Below are 14655 nucleotides of genomic sequence, written 5' to 3'. Positions count from 1 at the left end.
CCCCCGTCACCGCGCCCCGGCGCGGGCGGGGGCGCCCGGCGCCCGGTCGGTGTCAGGTCCGGTGCGGCGGCGCGCGTGGCCGCCTGGCACGATGGCACGGTGACCGCACCCTTGACGCCGCCCGACCCGCCGACGCCCTACGATCCGTGGCCGTCTCCTCCGGCCGGTTCGTACCTCGCCCCCGGTCAGTCGCCGCCCGCCCGCGGCGAGGCACGGGCCGAGGTCGTCCGGGCCCTGGCCGTCACCGCGGCGGTGGCCGTCGCGGGCGTCGCCCTCGGCCTGCTCTGGCTCTGGCTCTCCCCGCGCATCCCGCTGATCTCGGACGACACCGCCGTCTACCTCAAGGACAGCGAGGGCGAGGAGGCGATCGGGGCGGACGGCACTTTCACCCTGCTCGGCGCCGGATTCGGTGTCGTCTCGGCCGGTGTGGTCTACCTGCTCCGGCGGACCGGCGGCATCCCCACGGTGGTGGCCCTGGCGCTCGGCGGACTGCTGGGCGGGCTGCTCGCCTGGTGGCTGGGTACCAGCCTCGGCCCGACATCGGACGTCGTCGCCCACGCCAAGCAGGCCGGACAGGGGGTGACCTTCGACGCGCCGCTGGAGCTGAACGCGAAGGGCGCCCTGCTCGCCTGGCCGGTGGCCGCGATGATCGTGCACCTGATCCTCACGGCGGCCTTCACACCCCGGGACCCCGACCCCGACGCGCAGTGGGAGCACCCCGCCTGGGCGGCGCAGGGAGCCGAGAAGCCGTACGGCACCGACGGGCGGCCGGGCCACGACGCCCCCGCCGCACCGGCCGCGGGCCCGGAGGGTGCGCCCGGCACGCGGGCACGGGCGCAGAGCGACCCTGACGGTCCGGCCGGACCGCAGCCGCCCGCCTGAGGTTCCGCGTGGCGGCGGTACGGGCTTCCCGGTGCGTCCGGCCCCGTACGGCCGCCGCCCCGCTACGCCCGCCCGATCGGCGCGAACACCGCACCGGTGAGCCGCGCCAGGTCCGCCGCCGCGAGCTCGACCTCCAGGCCCCGGCGGCCGGCCGAGACACAGATGGTCGGGTGCGAACCGGCCGACGCGTCGACGACCGTACGCAGCCGCTTGCGCTGGCCCAGCGGGGAGATCCCGCCACGCACGTACCCCGTGGTGCGCTCGGCCGCCGCCGGATCGGCCATGGCGGCGCGCTTGCCACCGACCGCCGACGCGAGCGCCTTCAGGTCCAGCGAACCGGCCACCGGGACCACCGCCACCGTCAGTTCGCCGTCCACGTCGGCGACCAGGGTCTTGAAGACCCGGTCGGGGGAGACGCCCAGGGCCTCGGCCGCCTCCTCGCCGTAACTGGGCGCCGCCGGATCGTGCTCGTAGGCGTGAACGGTGAAGGCGGTCCCGGCCGCGGTCAGCGCGACCGTGGCCGGGGTACCGCCCTGCTGCTGCTTCTTCGTCTTCTTCGCCACGGGCGGAGGGCCTCGCCTTGTTCGGGTGGGGATCGGAATCGGTACCGGGGTCGGTTCAGTTCAGGTGCGTGGGGGCGCGGGTGAGCTCCACGGCGGGCAGCGACGGGAGATGGCGGATGACCGCCGTCTCCTTGCGGAGCAGACCGAGCTCCTCCCGCAGCCGGGTCGCGGTGTCCGGGGCCTGCAGCAGCCGCTGCTTCGTGCCCACGTCCAGCACGGTGGCCGCGGCCACCAGGTAGGAGACGACGGACGGCTCGTCCGGCAGGTCGCCGCCCGTGGTCAGCGACCGCTCGCTCGCCCCGGCCAGCCGCTTCTGGTACGTGCGGAAGGCCCGCATCACGCCCTCGGCGAGGGTCCGGGCCTCGCCCGCCTCCTCGTCCTCGGGGAGGTGCTCCACCTCGGCGGTCAGATACGGGCCGCTCGCGTCCACCGAGAGCAGCCGGACCCGGGTGGTGCCGGTGGCGAGCACCTCGAAGGTGCCGTCGGAGCGCTCCCGGATCTTGGCGGCGTCCGCCACGCAGCCGACACGGTGGAAGGACTGGATCGGGTCGGCGCCGAAGCCGTCGGCGGGCGCGAGGTCCACCGGGACCGCCGCGCCCGAGGGCATCCCGGTGCCGGTCACCGCGGTCTCCCGGCCGTCCCGGACGGCCACCACCACGAAGCGGCGGGGTTCGTCGTCGTCGGTCTTCAGCAGTTCGCGCATCATGGCGCGATATCGCTCCTCGAAGACGTTCAACGGCAGCACGAGGCCGGGGAACAGAACCGCGTCGAGCGGGAAGAGGGGCAGGTGCGCTGTGGTCACAACGCTCAAGCGTAATGGCCGAGGGCCCGGCCGTGGGCGGCCCGGTTCCACAGCGGGGTCGCCGAGGCCACCTGGAGCCGGGCCGCGTCCCTGGCGTCCAGGAAGCGGGCCAGGGCGTCCTCGGCCACCGACGACCACGCGACCGGCCCCGACGCGGGGAGCGGCCTCGGCGACGCGTACGGACGGGACGAGGGGACGGGACGGGGCGGGGACTGCGGGAGGGACTCCGGGAGGGACGGTGAGGGGGACTGCGCCCACGGGAACGACTGGGCGTACGGCCCGATCAGCCGGAACTGCTCCAGCGCTTCGCTCCAGCGGCCCCGCACCACCAGGACGTAAGCCAGCAGGTTGCGGATCTCGGCGGGCCACGGGTCGCCGGCGCCGTACCCGGCGAAGAGGCCGATCGCCAGGTCGGCGGCTTCGTCGACGCGCCGCTCCGGCACCGGGGCGGCCCGGCCCGCGGCCCGGGGGTCGAGCAGCAGCGCGGCGGCGGCGCGCACCGGCAGCCCCTGCACGAGGGAGTCCGGGGCGGCGTCCTCGGCGGCCCGCTCGGCGAAGTCGAAGCAGGCGCGGTGCGATCCGCGCGGGGACGCGGAGAGGTAGCGCAGGGCCGCCACGTGGCAGCCGTAGTGGTGCGGGGAGCGCCGGACCGCCTCCTCCCACACCGACTCGAACACGGTGTGCGTGGCACGGGTGCCCCGCGCCTGGTCCAGGGCGAGGTGCCAGGGAACCGGATCGCGCGGGTCGGCCTCGGCGGCCTCGGCGATCAGCGGGGCGACCTCGCGCAGCCGCTCCGCCGTCGCGGGCGACTCCCACGCCCGGCGCGCGGCGAGCCCGGCCCGTACGAGCAGCGCGTCCGGGTCTCCGGGGGCGGCGGACAGCCAGTCGTCCAGCCAGCCGTCCCGGCTGCGGGCGAAGACGACCAGCCGGCCGAGGTAGCGGTCGCGCAGTTCCCAGTCGGCGGTGTCGCGGGTGGTGGCGAGGAGTTTGGCCGCAGGCCCGTAGGCGCCGTCGGCAGCGGCGACCAGCGCGGGGGAGAGCCGGTCGTCGGGGGCGTCGAGCATGACCGCGTCGGCCGGGGGAAGTCCGGCGGTCAGCCCGGGGCTGTGCCGGACCCTGCGCGCGGTACGGAGCAGAGCGCGAAGCGAGGGCATGGTGCGGACCATTGAAAAGCGCTGGTGGGAGCGGCGCCAGGGGTCTGCTGTGAAGCTTTCGTGGCAACACTGGTGGATCCGGAGGGGTTGCCCCCGAAAAGGCCAAGAGTGAGCAAAGGACGTGAACAGGGTTGGCTGGAATTCGCCCCCTACGGGAGCCGGGCGCAGGGCCGCCCTGCCTCCGGCTCCCGGTGCCGGAGGCGGTATCGGGAGCCGTTCTCACCTCACCGCCCTCACCCCCGGCTCAGCAGCCGGGAGGCCCCGGCGGCCACGGTGGTGGCCAGAACCCACCCCACCAGCACCAGTCCGGCGGCGCCCCACTGCCAGCCGCCCGTCATCCGCCAGTAGCCGTCCTGGCCGAGACCGATCACCGGGACCAGCAGATCGAGCGCGTACAGCGCCGGATTCCACTCCGGGTGCTCGTCCCCCTTGATCGACGCCGGATGGTGCCGGGAGAAGGCAAGGGTGCTCGCCGCCCAGAGCACGGCCATCCACACCGCCGCGCGCCCCGGCCGGTAGCCGTACGCCACCGTCCAGTCCTGGAGGAACCCCCACAGCTTCCCGGCGATCGGCAGGGTCTCCCGGCGCCGGCGCTGCTTGGCGAGCAGCACCTCCCGGGCGTCCGCGTCCTCGCCGCAGTTGCGCAGTACGGTCGCCAGCCGCTCGTACGGCTCGGGGACGTACTCCGGGGTGGCCGCGAGCACCCACTCCAGCCTCCGGGAGAGCGGGAAGTGGCCGTACGGGACGAGGTTCTCGTAGACGAACCCGCCCATCGCGAGCCCGCCGGGGCCCGGCCAGCTGCTCGACAGGTCGATCAGGGTGACGACCTTGGCGCCGTTCAGCACGACCCGGCCCTCCTCGGGGCGCTCCAGGCTGAACCGCAGCTCCGGCACGACGATCCGGCGCAGCGACAGCTCCTCCTGCGGTTCCAGCACGAACCGCGCCAGATGCAGGTCCAGCACGTCCCCGAACCGCCCGTCGTCGAGCCGGACCCCGCCCCGGCATTCGAAGATCTGCGAGCGCGAACCGCGGGCGGGCGTCAGGTCCGAGGTCGGGCCGTGCACGATGCCGTACGGGGGAGTGGTGCCCTGGTTCCCCGTCTCGGTGCTCACCCACGCCTCGGTCAGATAGAGCGTCCGCTCCACCCTCAACTGCGGTGCGTTCAGGGCCTTGCGGCCCTCCGCCGCCCGCAGCCGGCTACCGCGCAGACTGAGCGAACCGCCCACCGTCGCCCCGCGCAGGCTCACTTCGCCGTACGTCTCGATCATCTCCGCCTGGAGGTCCTGCGCCACGGTCAGCCCGTCGGCCGCGATCGCCCGGCCCCGCCGGTCGCAGCCGACGCTGATCTGGTTGATCAGCAGGTCCGTGCCGATCTGGGCGTCCGTCAGCCGCACGCCCCGGTCGACCCGGCAACGCGGCAGATGGAGATCGCCCTCGGTCCGCAGCCGGGCCGCCTCCAGCCGGGGCATCGCGCAGCCGACCATCCGCAGCGTCGTGAAGTGGCACTCGGGGAACATCACCTCCTGCTCGAACCGGCACCCGGTCAGCTCGACGTACGGCGAGACCCGGCCGCCGGCCAGATCCAGCTTGCCCGTGACGCGTACACCCCGGAGTTTCAGCGCCGCCACCCGTCCCGGCCTGGCCGGCGGCCCGCTCAGCAGCAGCCTCGCCACGACCCGGGCACCGACGCTCCGCCCCGGCCCCCACAGGTGCGGGCCGAACGGATCGTCGCGTTCGGGATCGTGGGTGCGCAGATCGAAGGTGGTCCCGTTCCGGAAGGACTGCCACATGCCCAGCTCCGCGGCGCTGAGTCCTTCCGGGATGTCGCTCTCGTGCGGCTCCGTCACTCCCGACCTCCCTGTGCACACGCCCTACTGCCGTTCTTCCCCCTGTGTGACCGTATGAACGGAAAAAGCCACACAGGGTGACGGAGATATGTATCAGCCACTGATACGGCCGACCGGACGGCTCGGGCGGTCTGAGAGAATTGGGGGTGTGATCTCTCGAATCGATCTGCGCGGCGACGTCCTCCCCGAGGGCGCCCCCTTGCGCGACCTGCTGCCCCGTGCCGAGTTCGACGTGGAAGCCGCCCTGGAGACGGTGCGGCCCATCTGCGAGGACGTACGCCATCGTGGCTCGGCAGCGGTGATCGAGTGGGGAGAGAAATTCGACGGCGTACGGCCCGAATCGCTCCGGGTCCCGGTCGCGGCCCTCGCCGACGCGCTGGCGGAGCTCGACCCCGCCGTACGCGCCGCGCTGGAGGAGTCGATCCGCCGCGCCCGCCTCGTCCACCGCGAGCAGCGCCGCACCACCCACACCACCCAGGTCGTGCCCGGCGGCACGGTCACCGAGAAGTGGGTGCCCGTCGAGCGGGTCGGCCTCTACGTCCCCGGCGGACGCTCGGTCTACCCGTCCTCCGTCGTCATGAACGTCGTCCCGGCCCAGGAGGCCGGCGTCGAGGGCATCGCCGTGTCCTCCCCGCCGCAGAAGGAGTTCGGCGGCCTGCCGCACCCCACCATCCTGGCCGCCTGCGCCCTGCTCGGCGTGGACGAGGTGTACGCCGCCGGCGGCGCCCAGGCCATCGCCCTCTTCGCCTACGGCACCGAAGGCGAGGACGGCTGCCGCCCCGTGAACCTCGTCACGGGCCCCGGCAACATCTACGTCGCCGCCGCCAAGCGCCTCCTCAAGGGCCGCATCGGCATCGACGCCGAGGCCGGGCCCACCGAGATCGCGATCCTCGCCGACTCCACCGCCGACCCGGTGCACATCGCCGCCGACCTCATCAGCCAGGCCGAGCACGACCCGATGGCCGCCGCCGTCCTCGTCACCGACTCCGAGGAACTCGCCGCCGCCACCGAGGCCGAACTCGCCCCCCAGGTCGCCGCCTCCAAGCACGTCAGCGACCGCATCGCGCCCGCGCTCGCCGGCCGGCAGTCCGCGATCGTCCTCGTCCGCGACCTCGCGGACGGGCTGAAGGTGGTCGACGCGTACGGCGCCGAGCACCTGGAGATCCAGACCGCCGACGCCGCCGCCGTCGCCGACCGCGTCCGCAACGCCGGCGCGATCTTCGTCGGCCCCTGGTCGCCGGTCTCCCTCGGCGACTACTGCGCCGGCTCCAACCACGTACTGCCCACCGGTGGTTGCGCCTGCCACTCCTCGGGTCTCTCCGTGCAGTCCTTCCTGCGCGGCATCCACATCGTCGACTACACCCGCGACGCACTGGCCGAGGTCACCCACCACGTGGTGACCCTCGCCGAGGCGGAGGACCTCCCCGCCCACGGCGCGGCGCTCAAGGCACGGTTCGGCTGGAAGGTTCCGCAGGCGTGAAGGACGACAACACCACCACGGTGAACGGCGGCCCCGTCCGCATGGACGACCTCCCCATCCGGGAAGAGCTGCGCGGCCAGTCCCCGTACGGTGCCCCCCAGCTCGACGTACCCGTCCGGCTGAACACCAACGAGAACCCCTACCCGCTGCCCGACGCCCTCGTCGACCGGATCGCCGAACGCGTCCGCGAGGCCGCCCGCGAGCTCAACCGCTACCCGGACCGGGACGCCGTCGAGCTCCGTACCGGACTCGCCGGTTACCTCAGCCGCACCGCCGGCCACGAGGTCACCACCGCCCAGGTCTGGGCGGCCAACGGCTCCAACGAGGTCATCCAGCAGCTGATGCAGGCGTTCGGCGGCCCCGGCCGCACCGCCATCGGCTTCGAACCCTCGTACTCGATGCACGCCCTCATCGCGCGCGGCACCGGCACCGGCTGGATCTCCGGCCCGCGCAACGAGGACTTCACCATCGACGTGGAGGCGGCGAAGAGGGCCATCGCCGAACACCGCCCCAACGTCGTCTTCATCACCTCTCCGAACAACCCCACCGGCACCGCCGTCGACGCCGGGACCGTCCGCGCGCTCTACGACGCGGCGCAGGCGGCCCGGCCGTCCCTCGTCGTCGTCGACGAGGCGTACGGAGAGTTCAGCCACCGCCCCTCGCTGCTCCCGCTGATCGAGGGCCGGCCGAACATGGTGCTCTCCCGCACCATGTCCAAGGCGTTCGGCGCCGCCGGGCTGCGCCTGGGCTACCTCGCCGCCGACGCAGCCGTGGTCGACGCCGTCCAGCTGGTACGCCTGCCGTACCACCTGTCCTCCGTCACCCAGGCCACCGCGCTGGCCGCCCTGGAGCACACCGATACGCTCCTCGGATACGTCGAGCGGCTCAAGAGCGAGCGGGACCGGATCGTCGCCGAACTCCGGGCCATGGACTACGAGGTCACCGAGTCGGACGCCAACTTCGTCCAGTTCGGCCGCTTCGCGGACAGCCACGCCGTCTGGCGGGCGATCCTCGACCGGGGCGTCCTGGTCCGGGACAACGGCGTACCGGGATGGCTTCGGGTCACCGCGGGGACCCCGGCAGAGAACGACGCGTTCCTCGATGCGGTTCGCGAAATCAAGAAGGAGCACGACGCATGACGGGCGAGAGCCGCATGACGGGCGAGAGCCGGGTGGGCCGCGTGGAGCGCACCACCAAGGAAACCTCCGTACTCGTCGAGATCAACCTCGACGGCAGCGGGAAGGTCGACGTCGCCACCGGCGTCGGCTTCTACGACCACATGCTCGACCAGCTCGGCCGCCACGGCCTCTTCGACCTCACGGTCAAGACCGAGGGCGACCTGCACATCGACTCGCACCACACCATCGAGGACACCGCCCTCGCGCTCGGCGCCGCCTTCAAGCAGGCGCTCGGAGACAAGGTCGGCATCTACCGCTTCGGCAACTGCACCGTCCCGCTGGACGAGTCGCTCGCCCAGGTCACCGTCGACCTCTCCGGCCGCCCGTACCTGGTGCACACCGAGCCGGAGAAGATGGCGCCGATGATCGGCGAGTACGACACCACGATGACCCGGCACATCCTGGAGTCCTTCGTCGCGCAGGCCCAGATCGCCCTGCACGTCCACGTCCCGTACGGCCGCAACGCCCACCACATCGTGGAGTGCCAGTTCAAGGCCCTCGCCCGGGCCCTGCGTTACGCCAGCGAGCGCGACCCGCGCGCGGCCGGAATCCTGCCTTCCACGAAGGGCGCCCTGTGACCGGCCTCAACACCATCCTGATCGTCGTCGGCCTCTTCCTGGCCGGCGGCGTCTACTCCTTCGCCAAGCAGGGGATGCCCAAGGGCGTCGTCGTGCTGCTCTGCATCGCGTCCGCGCTGTGCCTGGTGGCAGGGGTGCTGCGCATCCAGGGACTCTGGGACTGAGGGGCTGGGAGCAGAGATGAGCGACAAGAAGAAGGTCGTCGTCTTCGACTACGGCTTCGGCAACGTCCGCTCCGCCGAGCGGGCGCTCGCCCGGGTCGGCGCGGACGTCGAGATAACGCGTGACTACGACAAGGCGATGAACGCCGAGGGACTCCTGGTCCCCGGCGTCGGCGCCTTCTCCGCCTGCATGGGCGGCCTCAAGGCCGCCCGCGGCGACTGGATCATCGGCCGCCGGCTCTCCGGCGGCCGCCCCGTGATGGGGATCTGCGTCGGGATGCAGGTCCTCTTCGAGCGGGGCATCGAGCACGGCGTGGAGACCGAGGGCCTGGACGAGTGGCCCGGCACCGTCGGCCCGCTCAAGGCGGACGTCGTCCCGCACATGGGCTGGAACACCGTCGAGGCACCCGAGGACAGCAAGCTGTTCGCCGGACTCGACCCCGAGGCCCGGTACTACTTCGTGCACTCCTACGCGGCGCACGACTGGACCCTCGAAGTCACCAACGCCAACATCCGCGCCCCCCGCGTCACCTGGGCCACGCACGGAGAGCGGTTCGTGGCGGCCGTGGAGAACGGCGCGCTGTGGGCCACCCAGTTCCACCCCGAGAAGTCCGGCGACGCCGGTGCCGAGCTGCTGACCAACTGGATCGAGACGCTGTAATGCAGAAGCTTGAACTCCTTCCCGCCGTCGACGTCCGCGACGGACAGGCCGTCCGCCTCGTGCACGGCGAGTCCGGTTCCGAGACCTCCTACGGCTCCCCGCTGGAGGCGGCCCTCGCCTGGCAGTCCTCCGGCGCCGAGTGGCTCCACCTCGTCGACCTCGACGCCGCCTTCGGCACCGGCGACAACCGCGCCCTGATCGCCGAGGTCGCCGGCGCCATGGACATCAAGGTCGAGCTCTCCGGAGGCATCCGCGACGACGCCTCGCTGGAGGCCGCGCTCGCCACCGGCTGCCGCCGCGTCAACCTCGGCACCGCCGCCCTGGAGACCCCCGAGTGGGTCGCCAAGGTCATCGCCCAGTACGGCGACAAGATCGCGGTCGGCCTCGACGTCCGCGGCACCACCCTGCGCGGCCGCGGCTGGACCCGCGACGGCGGCGACCTCTACGAGACGCTCGCCCGCCTCGACTCCGAGGGCTGCGCCCGCTACGTCGTCACCGACATCGCCAAGGACGGCACGCTGGAGGGCCCCAACCTCGGCCTGCTCCGCGACGTCTGCGCCGCCACCGACCGCCCGGTCGTCGCCTCCGGCGGCGTCTCCTCGCTGGACGACCTGCGCGCGATCTCCCTGCTGGTGCCGGAAGGCGTCGAGGGCGCGATCGTCGGCAAGGCGCTCTACGCCAAGGCGTTCACCCTGGAAGAGGCGCTCAAGGCGGTCGCCGCATGACGGACTCCGCACCCGCTGCCGCCGGAGCTCCGGCGGCTTCCCCGGCCTCCGGCGTGCGCCGGATCCAGTCCGGGGCCCCCTGGGAGGAGAGGTTCGGCTACGCCCGTGCCGTCGAACTCCCCGGCGGCCTCGTCCTGGTGGCCGGCTGCACCTCCGTCGTCAAGGGCGAGATCTCGGCCGGCTCCCCGTACGAGCAGGCCGTCACCTCCTTCGAGGTCGCCTTCGCGGCCCTGGCGCAGGCCGGCCTCGGCCGCGAGGACGTCGTCCGTACCCGCATGTACCTCACGCACGCCCGGGACGTCGACGAGGTGGGCCGCGCCCACAAGGAGCTCTTCGACGACGTGCGTCCGGTCGCCACGATGCTCATCGTCTCCGGCTTCGTCGACCCCAGCCTGGTCGTCGAGGTCGAGGTCGAGGCCTTCCGCGGAGGCGACCGATGAGCCTCGCCGTACGCGTGATCCCCTGCCTGGACGTCGACAAGGGCCGGGTCGTCAAGGGCGTCAACTTCCAGAACCTGCGCGACGCGGGCGACCCCGTCGAGATGGCCAAGCTGTACGACGCCGAGGGCGCCGACGAGCTGACCTTCCTGGACATCACCGCCTCCAGCGGTGACCGGGAGACCACGTACGACGTGGTCCGCCGCACCGCCGAGCAGGTCTTCATCCCGCTCACCGTCGGCGGCGGCGTCCGTACCCCCGAGGACGTCGACAAGCTGCTGCGCGCCGGTGCGGACAAGGTCGGCGTCAACACCGCCGCCATCGCCCGCCCGGAGCTGATCCGCGAGATCGCCGAACGCTTCGGCAGCCAGGTCCTCGTGCTCTCCGTCGACGCCCGCCGCACCCCGGAGGGCACCTTCGAGGTCACCACGCACGGCGGTCGCAAGGGCACCGGCATCGACGCGGTCGAGTGGGCGCACCGGGCAGCCGAGCTGGGCGCGGGCGAGATCCTGCTCAACTCGATGGACGCCGACGGCACCAAGGACGGCTACGACACCGAGATGATCAAGGCGGTACGCGCCCACGTCACCGTCCCTGTCATCGCCTCCGGAGGCGCCGGCCGGCTCGCCGACTTCGCGCCCGCCGTGGACGCCGGGGCCGACGCGGTCCTCGCCGCCTCCGTCTTCCACTTCGGCGACCTGCGGATCTCCGAGGTCAAGGGCGCCCTGCGGGAAGCCGGACACCCGGTCCGCTGAGGGCTCCGCCGAGGGGCGGGTGAGGAACGCGCGTCGTTCTTCACCCGCCCCTTCGGCGTGCACGAGCGCGGGCGGCATTGCGCGGGTGACCGGCGATATCGCCGATGCGTGACGCCGGGGAGCGGCGCCAGGGTGGGCAACGCCAGCGAACGACGCGGCGGTACCACGCGGAGCGCCCCGGAGCCCCGGACGACGGCCACCGGGAGACGCCCGGCGGGGTACGCCCCCCACCGAGAGGACCCCCCGTGCAGCAGCTCCTCACCCCCGGCGAAACCGCTCCGCACCACCGGACCCGCACGAGCCGACTCCGGGCCGTCAAGGGCCTGTTCGCAGCGGCGGCGGTCACCGCCGGCCTGCTCACCGCGTTCAGCCCCGCCGGGGCGCAGGCCGCCACCAACCCCTACGAGCGCGGCCCCGCCCCCACCACCTCCAGCATCGAGGCGCTGCGCGGCTCCTACGCCACCTCGCAGACCTCCGTCTCCTCGCTCGGCGTCACCGGCTTCGGCGGCGGCACGATCTACTACCCGACCTCCACGGCGGACGGCACCTTCGGTGCGGTCGTCATCGCGCCCGGATTCACCGCCTACCAGTCGAGCATCGCGTGGCTCGGCCCGCGCCTCGCCTCCCAGGGCTTCGTGGTCTTCACCATCGACACCAACACCACCCTGGACCAGCCCGACAGCCGGGGCCGCCAGCTCCTGGCCGCCCTCGACTACCTCACGGAGCGCAGCTCGGTGCGCACCCGCATCGACTCCTCCCGCCTCGGCGTGATGGGCCACTCCATGGGCGGCGGCGGCACCCTGGAGGCCGCGAAGAGCCGCACCTCGCTCAAGGCGGCGATCCCGCTCACCGGCTGGAACACCGACACCACCTGGCCCGAGGTACGCACGCCCACCCTGGTGATCGGCGCGGACGGCGACACCGTCGCCCCGGTGCTCACCCACTCCAAGCCGTTCTACAACTCGCTGCCCAGCACACTCGACAAGGCCTACCTGGAGCTGCGCGGGGCCACCCACTTCACCCCGAACTCGTCGAACACGACGATCGCGAAGTACAGCGTCTCGTGGCTGAAGCGCTTCATCGACAACGACACCCGGTACGAGCAGTTCCTCTGCCCGATCCCCTCGGCGAGCCTGACCATCGCCGAGTACCGGGGCACCTGCCCGCACACCTCGTAGACCGCCGGGGGCACCGGGGCCGGACCGCCGTACGCGGCGGTCCGGCCCCTCGTGCTCGCGGGTCGCGGGCACCCGGGCTCAGGGGGCCACCGGCAGAGCGGCGGCTATCGCGTTCCGGTCCTTGCGGCCGACAGGGGGAAGACGATCCGCAGCCCCTGCACGTCCTCGGGTGGCCGAGCCGTCCCGGCACACGACCTCTGCCCCCTTCTTCGTGCGCAGCCATGCCTCCAACGTAGCTGCCTCGCGGTTGGACAGAACATCGACGCGCTCCTCGGTCTCGGCGTCGATGAGGATCGTGGCGTAACGGTGGCGGCGGCGCAGGGCGGAATCGTCGACCCCGATCACCCGTGGGGCGCGCACCGTCGGGAGGGGATGCGCCGCAGCAGGCGCAGCGCGGTGGCGTAGGAGAGGGGCGCGGCCAGGACCGGGTGAGACGGGGAGCCGGCCGGCCGCATAACTCCTTGTCACCTCCGAGACCTGGCTGGTCAGGCGCGTGGTGCGGCGCTGAAGGCGCTCGATCAGCCCAGGGACTTGCTCGCGGAAGGTCTGTCGCCGGCAGCCCAGGTGTCGCACCCGGACGCGGGCCACGACCTGCCGACCGTCGACAGGCACATCCGCCACTGTCCGGACGTGACCGTCGGTACCCCGCACACCGGGCAGGGCACCGGAACATCACGGGTCCGGGCGATCACCCGGACTACCTGGCCGTCATCCGCCACATCTTCGATGACCAGTGCCGAGAGCCCTAAAACACCACTGCATGAGGGGAGTTGGCATCTCGCAGGAAGCTCATTGGCCCGCAAGTCGCTGCGGACGTGGACGAGCGGTCGGCCATCTGCCTGCCGGTCGGGCCGCTGGAACTGCACGGTCCCCATCTGTTACTCAACACCGACCCCGTCATTGCCGAGAGATTCGCCGCCCCCATGGCCGCACACGTTGCGGCGCGGAACGCCGTGCAGGTCGTGCCGCGCAGGAGTCGCGATGTGCGGGTGACGTTCTCGTTGCGGTGCCGACGCGGTGGGAACACGAGCTGCGAGAGACATCGAGTACGTGGGGGGAAGCTCTACGGCCTCCCCCACGCTTGGGTTTCTCACCCACTGACGCAGTCCTCTGCTCGGCGTCGTCGATCTCTCGTGCGCCGGCTATTCGCTCAGGATTAGTGACGCAGGGAAGTAGCAGCTTCCGGTGTCGTTGGCATGTCTCTTCTTGCGGCTGAGAAGTTCGTCGAGAGTGATGTGGCCATCCAGTACTACGAAGAGGTCCACTCCCTCCATCGTGATGAAGCAGGTGCCGTCGGCGTAGCGCTCCCTGGCACCCTTGGTAAAGCCATGGACGCTGATGTACAGCCCGAGCGTGTTCGTGGTCTTGTGCCGCACCTTCTCGACAAAGCTACCGAGGTAGTGGACCTCGACCGGTTCCTTGAGCCACTTCGCTTCTACGACATAGACGTCAGTGTCGTATGTGATGGATCCATCGATCTGCTCGTAGGGCAGGTTGTAGGACAGCCTTGGGTCCAGGTCGAACAGGCGGAACAGTCGGTTGAGGAAGGGCTCGAACTCGCGTCCGGCCTTCTGGCGGTTGGGTTCTGCCTCAAGGCGCAGGAACTCGCTCTTCAGCTCGCTCAGCCGCTCGGAGAAGCTGCGCCGGCTGTCCGTGACCGCTTGGTGAGCCGCGAGGTCATTGGCGAACTTGGCATCGTCAGCGATCAGGCCGCGGTGGCGGTCGATGCACTTTTTCAGCTCGAAAACGGCTTCCCGCGCCTCAGCAATGAGTGCGTCGGCGTCCGGTAGTCGCCGCAGCTTGGGGAAGCTGGTCATCTCCGAGACTTCAACCATGAGCCGTAGAGCAAGCTCCGTATAGCGCGTCTCATCTGCATGGAGACGATCTACGAAGTCCTCGGCCGTTTGCCACTTGTACCCGGAGAAGTTGATCCCGGTAACCAGTTCCGGGTGGCCCTTCGCCCACCGGCGGATGAACCCCTCCAGGTCGTTCTTGTACCAGAAAATGTGCTTGAGGGCGGCCCCCAGCGCACCGTACGCAGCCGGACTGATTGGCTTCATGGACACGGGCTTGACTGCCACCTTTCACCCCTATGACCCTGATGTGCTTGATGACCCGTCATATCGGTCAGATGATGCTACTTGGCGCTGCGCCGTCTCGTGGGGTGACTGAGCGCCTCGCATCCGTGGAGCGGTCGGACAGATGGCACCCGAATCCACGGGTGGTGCCTCTCGGCTCGACATGGGGCGGTGGC

The 14655-nt window shown here is 71.8% G+C and carries 16 protein-coding genes and 1 pseudogene; 11 read left to right on the top strand and 6 right to left on the bottom strand.

What is annotated here, in order from left to right:
* Nucleotides 1–99: 99 nt before the first annotated feature.
* Nucleotides 100–882 carry an ABC transporter permease gene (locus tag OHA55_RS05605; RefSeq protein WP_266703344.1) on the top strand — a complete coding sequence of 261 codons (783 nt, stop codon included), beginning with the start codon at nt 100–102 and terminating at the stop codon, nt 880–882.
* 62 nt (nt 883–944) lie between these two features.
* On the opposite strand, the gene ybaK is transcribed toward OHA55_RS05605, so the two are convergent.
* The 4 genes from ybaK to OHA55_RS05585 form a co-directional block, all read right to left on the bottom strand.
* A complete protein-coding gene (ybaK, locus tag OHA55_RS05600) occupies nt 945–1445 on the bottom strand; it encodes a Cys-tRNA(Pro) deacylase (RefSeq protein ID WP_266703343.1) in 501 nt (166 codons plus the stop codon).
* Between the two features lie 55 nt (nt 1446–1500).
* On the bottom strand, nt 1501–2247 hold the full coding sequence (locus tag OHA55_RS05595) for an LON peptidase substrate-binding domain-containing protein (RefSeq protein WP_266703342.1): 747 nt from the start codon (nt 2245–2247) through the stop codon (nt 1501–1503).
* Between the two features lie 5 nt (nt 2248–2252).
* Nucleotides 2253–3413 (bottom strand): hypothetical protein, encoded by a 1161-nt coding sequence (locus OHA55_RS05590; RefSeq protein ID WP_266703341.1) that lies wholly within the window; start codon nt 3411–3413, stop codon nt 2253–2255.
* 221 nt (nt 3414–3634) lie between these two features.
* The gene (locus OHA55_RS05585) at nt 3635–5248 is read right to left on the bottom strand and encodes an oxidoreductase (protein ID WP_266703340.1); all 1614 of its coding nucleotides are present in this window, start codon (nt 5246–5248) and stop codon (nt 3635–3637) included.
* A 148-nt stretch (nt 5249–5396) separates the two neighbouring features.
* Between OHA55_RS05585 and hisD the strand changes: the two genes are divergently transcribed.
* From hisD to OHA55_RS05540, 9 genes are all read left to right on the top strand, one after another.
* Nucleotides 5397–6728, top strand: a complete 1332-nt coding sequence (hisD, locus tag OHA55_RS05580; protein ID WP_266703339.1) for a histidinol dehydrogenase — start codon at nt 5397–5399, stop codon at nt 6726–6728.
* Nucleotides 6729–6769: 41 nt separating this feature from the next.
* Nucleotides 6770–7867: a histidinol-phosphate transaminase gene (locus OHA55_RS05575; RefSeq protein ID WP_266710431.1), complete on the top strand. Its 1098-nt coding sequence runs from the start codon at nt 6770–6772 to the stop codon at nt 7865–7867.
* A 14-nt stretch (nt 7868–7881) separates the two neighbouring features.
* Nucleotides 7882–8484, top strand: a complete 603-nt coding sequence (hisB, locus tag OHA55_RS05570; protein WP_266710430.1) for an imidazoleglycerol-phosphate dehydratase HisB — start codon at nt 7882–7884, stop codon at nt 8482–8484.
* Nucleotides 8481–8648: a hypothetical protein gene (locus tag OHA55_RS05565; RefSeq protein ID WP_266703338.1), complete on the top strand. Its 168-nt coding sequence runs from the start codon at nt 8481–8483 to the stop codon at nt 8646–8648. Before hisB ends, OHA55_RS05565 begins: the two co-directional genes overlap by 4 nt.
* A 16-nt stretch (nt 8649–8664) precedes the next feature.
* Entirely contained in the window at nt 8665–9306 is a 642-nt protein-coding gene (gene hisH, locus OHA55_RS05560; protein ID WP_266703337.1) for an imidazole glycerol phosphate synthase subunit HisH, read from the top strand.
* Nucleotides 9306–10031, top strand: coding sequence for a bifunctional 1-(5-phosphoribosyl)-5-((5-phosphoribosylamino)methylideneamino)imidazole-4-carboxamide isomerase/phosphoribosylanthranilate isomerase PriA (gene priA / locus OHA55_RS05555; RefSeq protein WP_266703336.1), 726 nt, complete (start codon nt 9306–9308; stop codon nt 10029–10031). Before hisH ends, priA begins: the two co-directional genes overlap by 1 nt.
* Nucleotides 10028–10471, top strand: coding sequence for a RidA family protein (locus OHA55_RS05550; protein ID WP_266703335.1), 444 nt, complete (start codon nt 10028–10030; stop codon nt 10469–10471). Before priA ends, OHA55_RS05550 begins: the two co-directional genes overlap by 4 nt.
* The gene (hisF, locus tag OHA55_RS05545) at nt 10468–11223 is read left to right on the top strand and encodes an imidazole glycerol phosphate synthase subunit HisF (protein ID WP_266703334.1); all 756 of its coding nucleotides are present in this window, start codon (nt 10468–10470) and stop codon (nt 11221–11223) included. Before OHA55_RS05550 ends, hisF begins: the two co-directional genes overlap by 4 nt.
* Nucleotides 11224–11468: 245 nt before the next feature.
* On the top strand, nt 11469–12401 hold the full coding sequence (locus tag OHA55_RS05540; protein WP_266703333.1) for a dienelactone hydrolase family protein: 933 nt from the start codon (nt 11469–11471) through the stop codon (nt 12399–12401).
* Between the two features lie 168 nt (nt 12402–12569).
* On the opposite strand, the pseudogene OHA55_RS05535 reads toward OHA55_RS05540, so the two are convergent.
* Nucleotides 12570–13204 (bottom strand): annotated as a pseudogene (locus OHA55_RS05535) (transposase); the annotation flags it as partial.
* On the opposite strand from OHA55_RS05535, the gene OHA55_RS05530 reads away from it, so the two are divergent.
* Nucleotides 13172–13561, top strand: a complete 390-nt coding sequence (locus OHA55_RS05530; RefSeq protein WP_266703332.1) for a creatininase family protein — start codon at nt 13172–13174, stop codon at nt 13559–13561. The pseudogene OHA55_RS05535 and the gene OHA55_RS05530 overlap by 33 nt on opposite strands.
* Here the strand turns inward: OHA55_RS05530 and OHA55_RS05525 are convergent.
* On the bottom strand, nt 13544–14482 hold the full coding sequence (locus OHA55_RS05525; protein ID WP_266703331.1) for a restriction endonuclease: 939 nt from the start codon (nt 14480–14482) through the stop codon (nt 13544–13546). The two genes, OHA55_RS05530 and OHA55_RS05525, sit on opposite strands and share 18 nt — an antisense overlap.
* Nucleotides 14483–14655: the final 173 nt, after the last annotated feature.

The organism is Streptomyces sp. NBC_00102 (assembly GCF_026343115.1).
Classification (GTDB): domain Bacteria; phylum Actinomycetota; class Actinomycetes; order Streptomycetales; family Streptomycetaceae; genus Streptomyces.
This window is presented reverse-complemented; position numbering and strand designations above follow the sequence as displayed.

What these genes read in the sequence shown, in the direction of transcription:
- OHA55_RS05590 (WP_266703341.1), bottom strand. Translation starts at nt 3,413, where the DNA reads ATGGTCCGCACCATGCCCTCGCTTCGCGCTCTGCTCCGTACCGCGCGC.
- OHA55_RS05575 (WP_266710431.1), top strand. Translation starts at nt 6,770, where the DNA reads ATGGACGACCTCCCCATCCGGGAAGAGCTGCGCGGCCAGTCCCCGTAC.
- hisB (WP_266710430.1), top strand. Translation starts at nt 7,882, where the DNA reads ATGACGGGCGAGAGCCGGGTGGGCCGCGTGGAGCGCACCACCAAGGAA.
- hisH (WP_266703337.1), top strand. Translation starts at nt 8,665, where the DNA reads ATGAGCGACAAGAAGAAGGTCGTCGTCTTCGACTACGGCTTCGGCAAC.
- priA (WP_266703336.1), top strand. Translation starts at nt 9,306, where the DNA reads ATGCAGAAGCTTGAACTCCTTCCCGCCGTCGACGTCCGCGACGGACAG.
- OHA55_RS05550 (WP_266703335.1), top strand. Translation starts at nt 10,028, where the DNA reads ATGACGGACTCCGCACCCGCTGCCGCCGGAGCTCCGGCGGCTTCCCCG.
- hisF (WP_266703334.1), top strand. Translation starts at nt 10,468, where the DNA reads ATGAGCCTCGCCGTACGCGTGATCCCCTGCCTGGACGTCGACAAGGGC.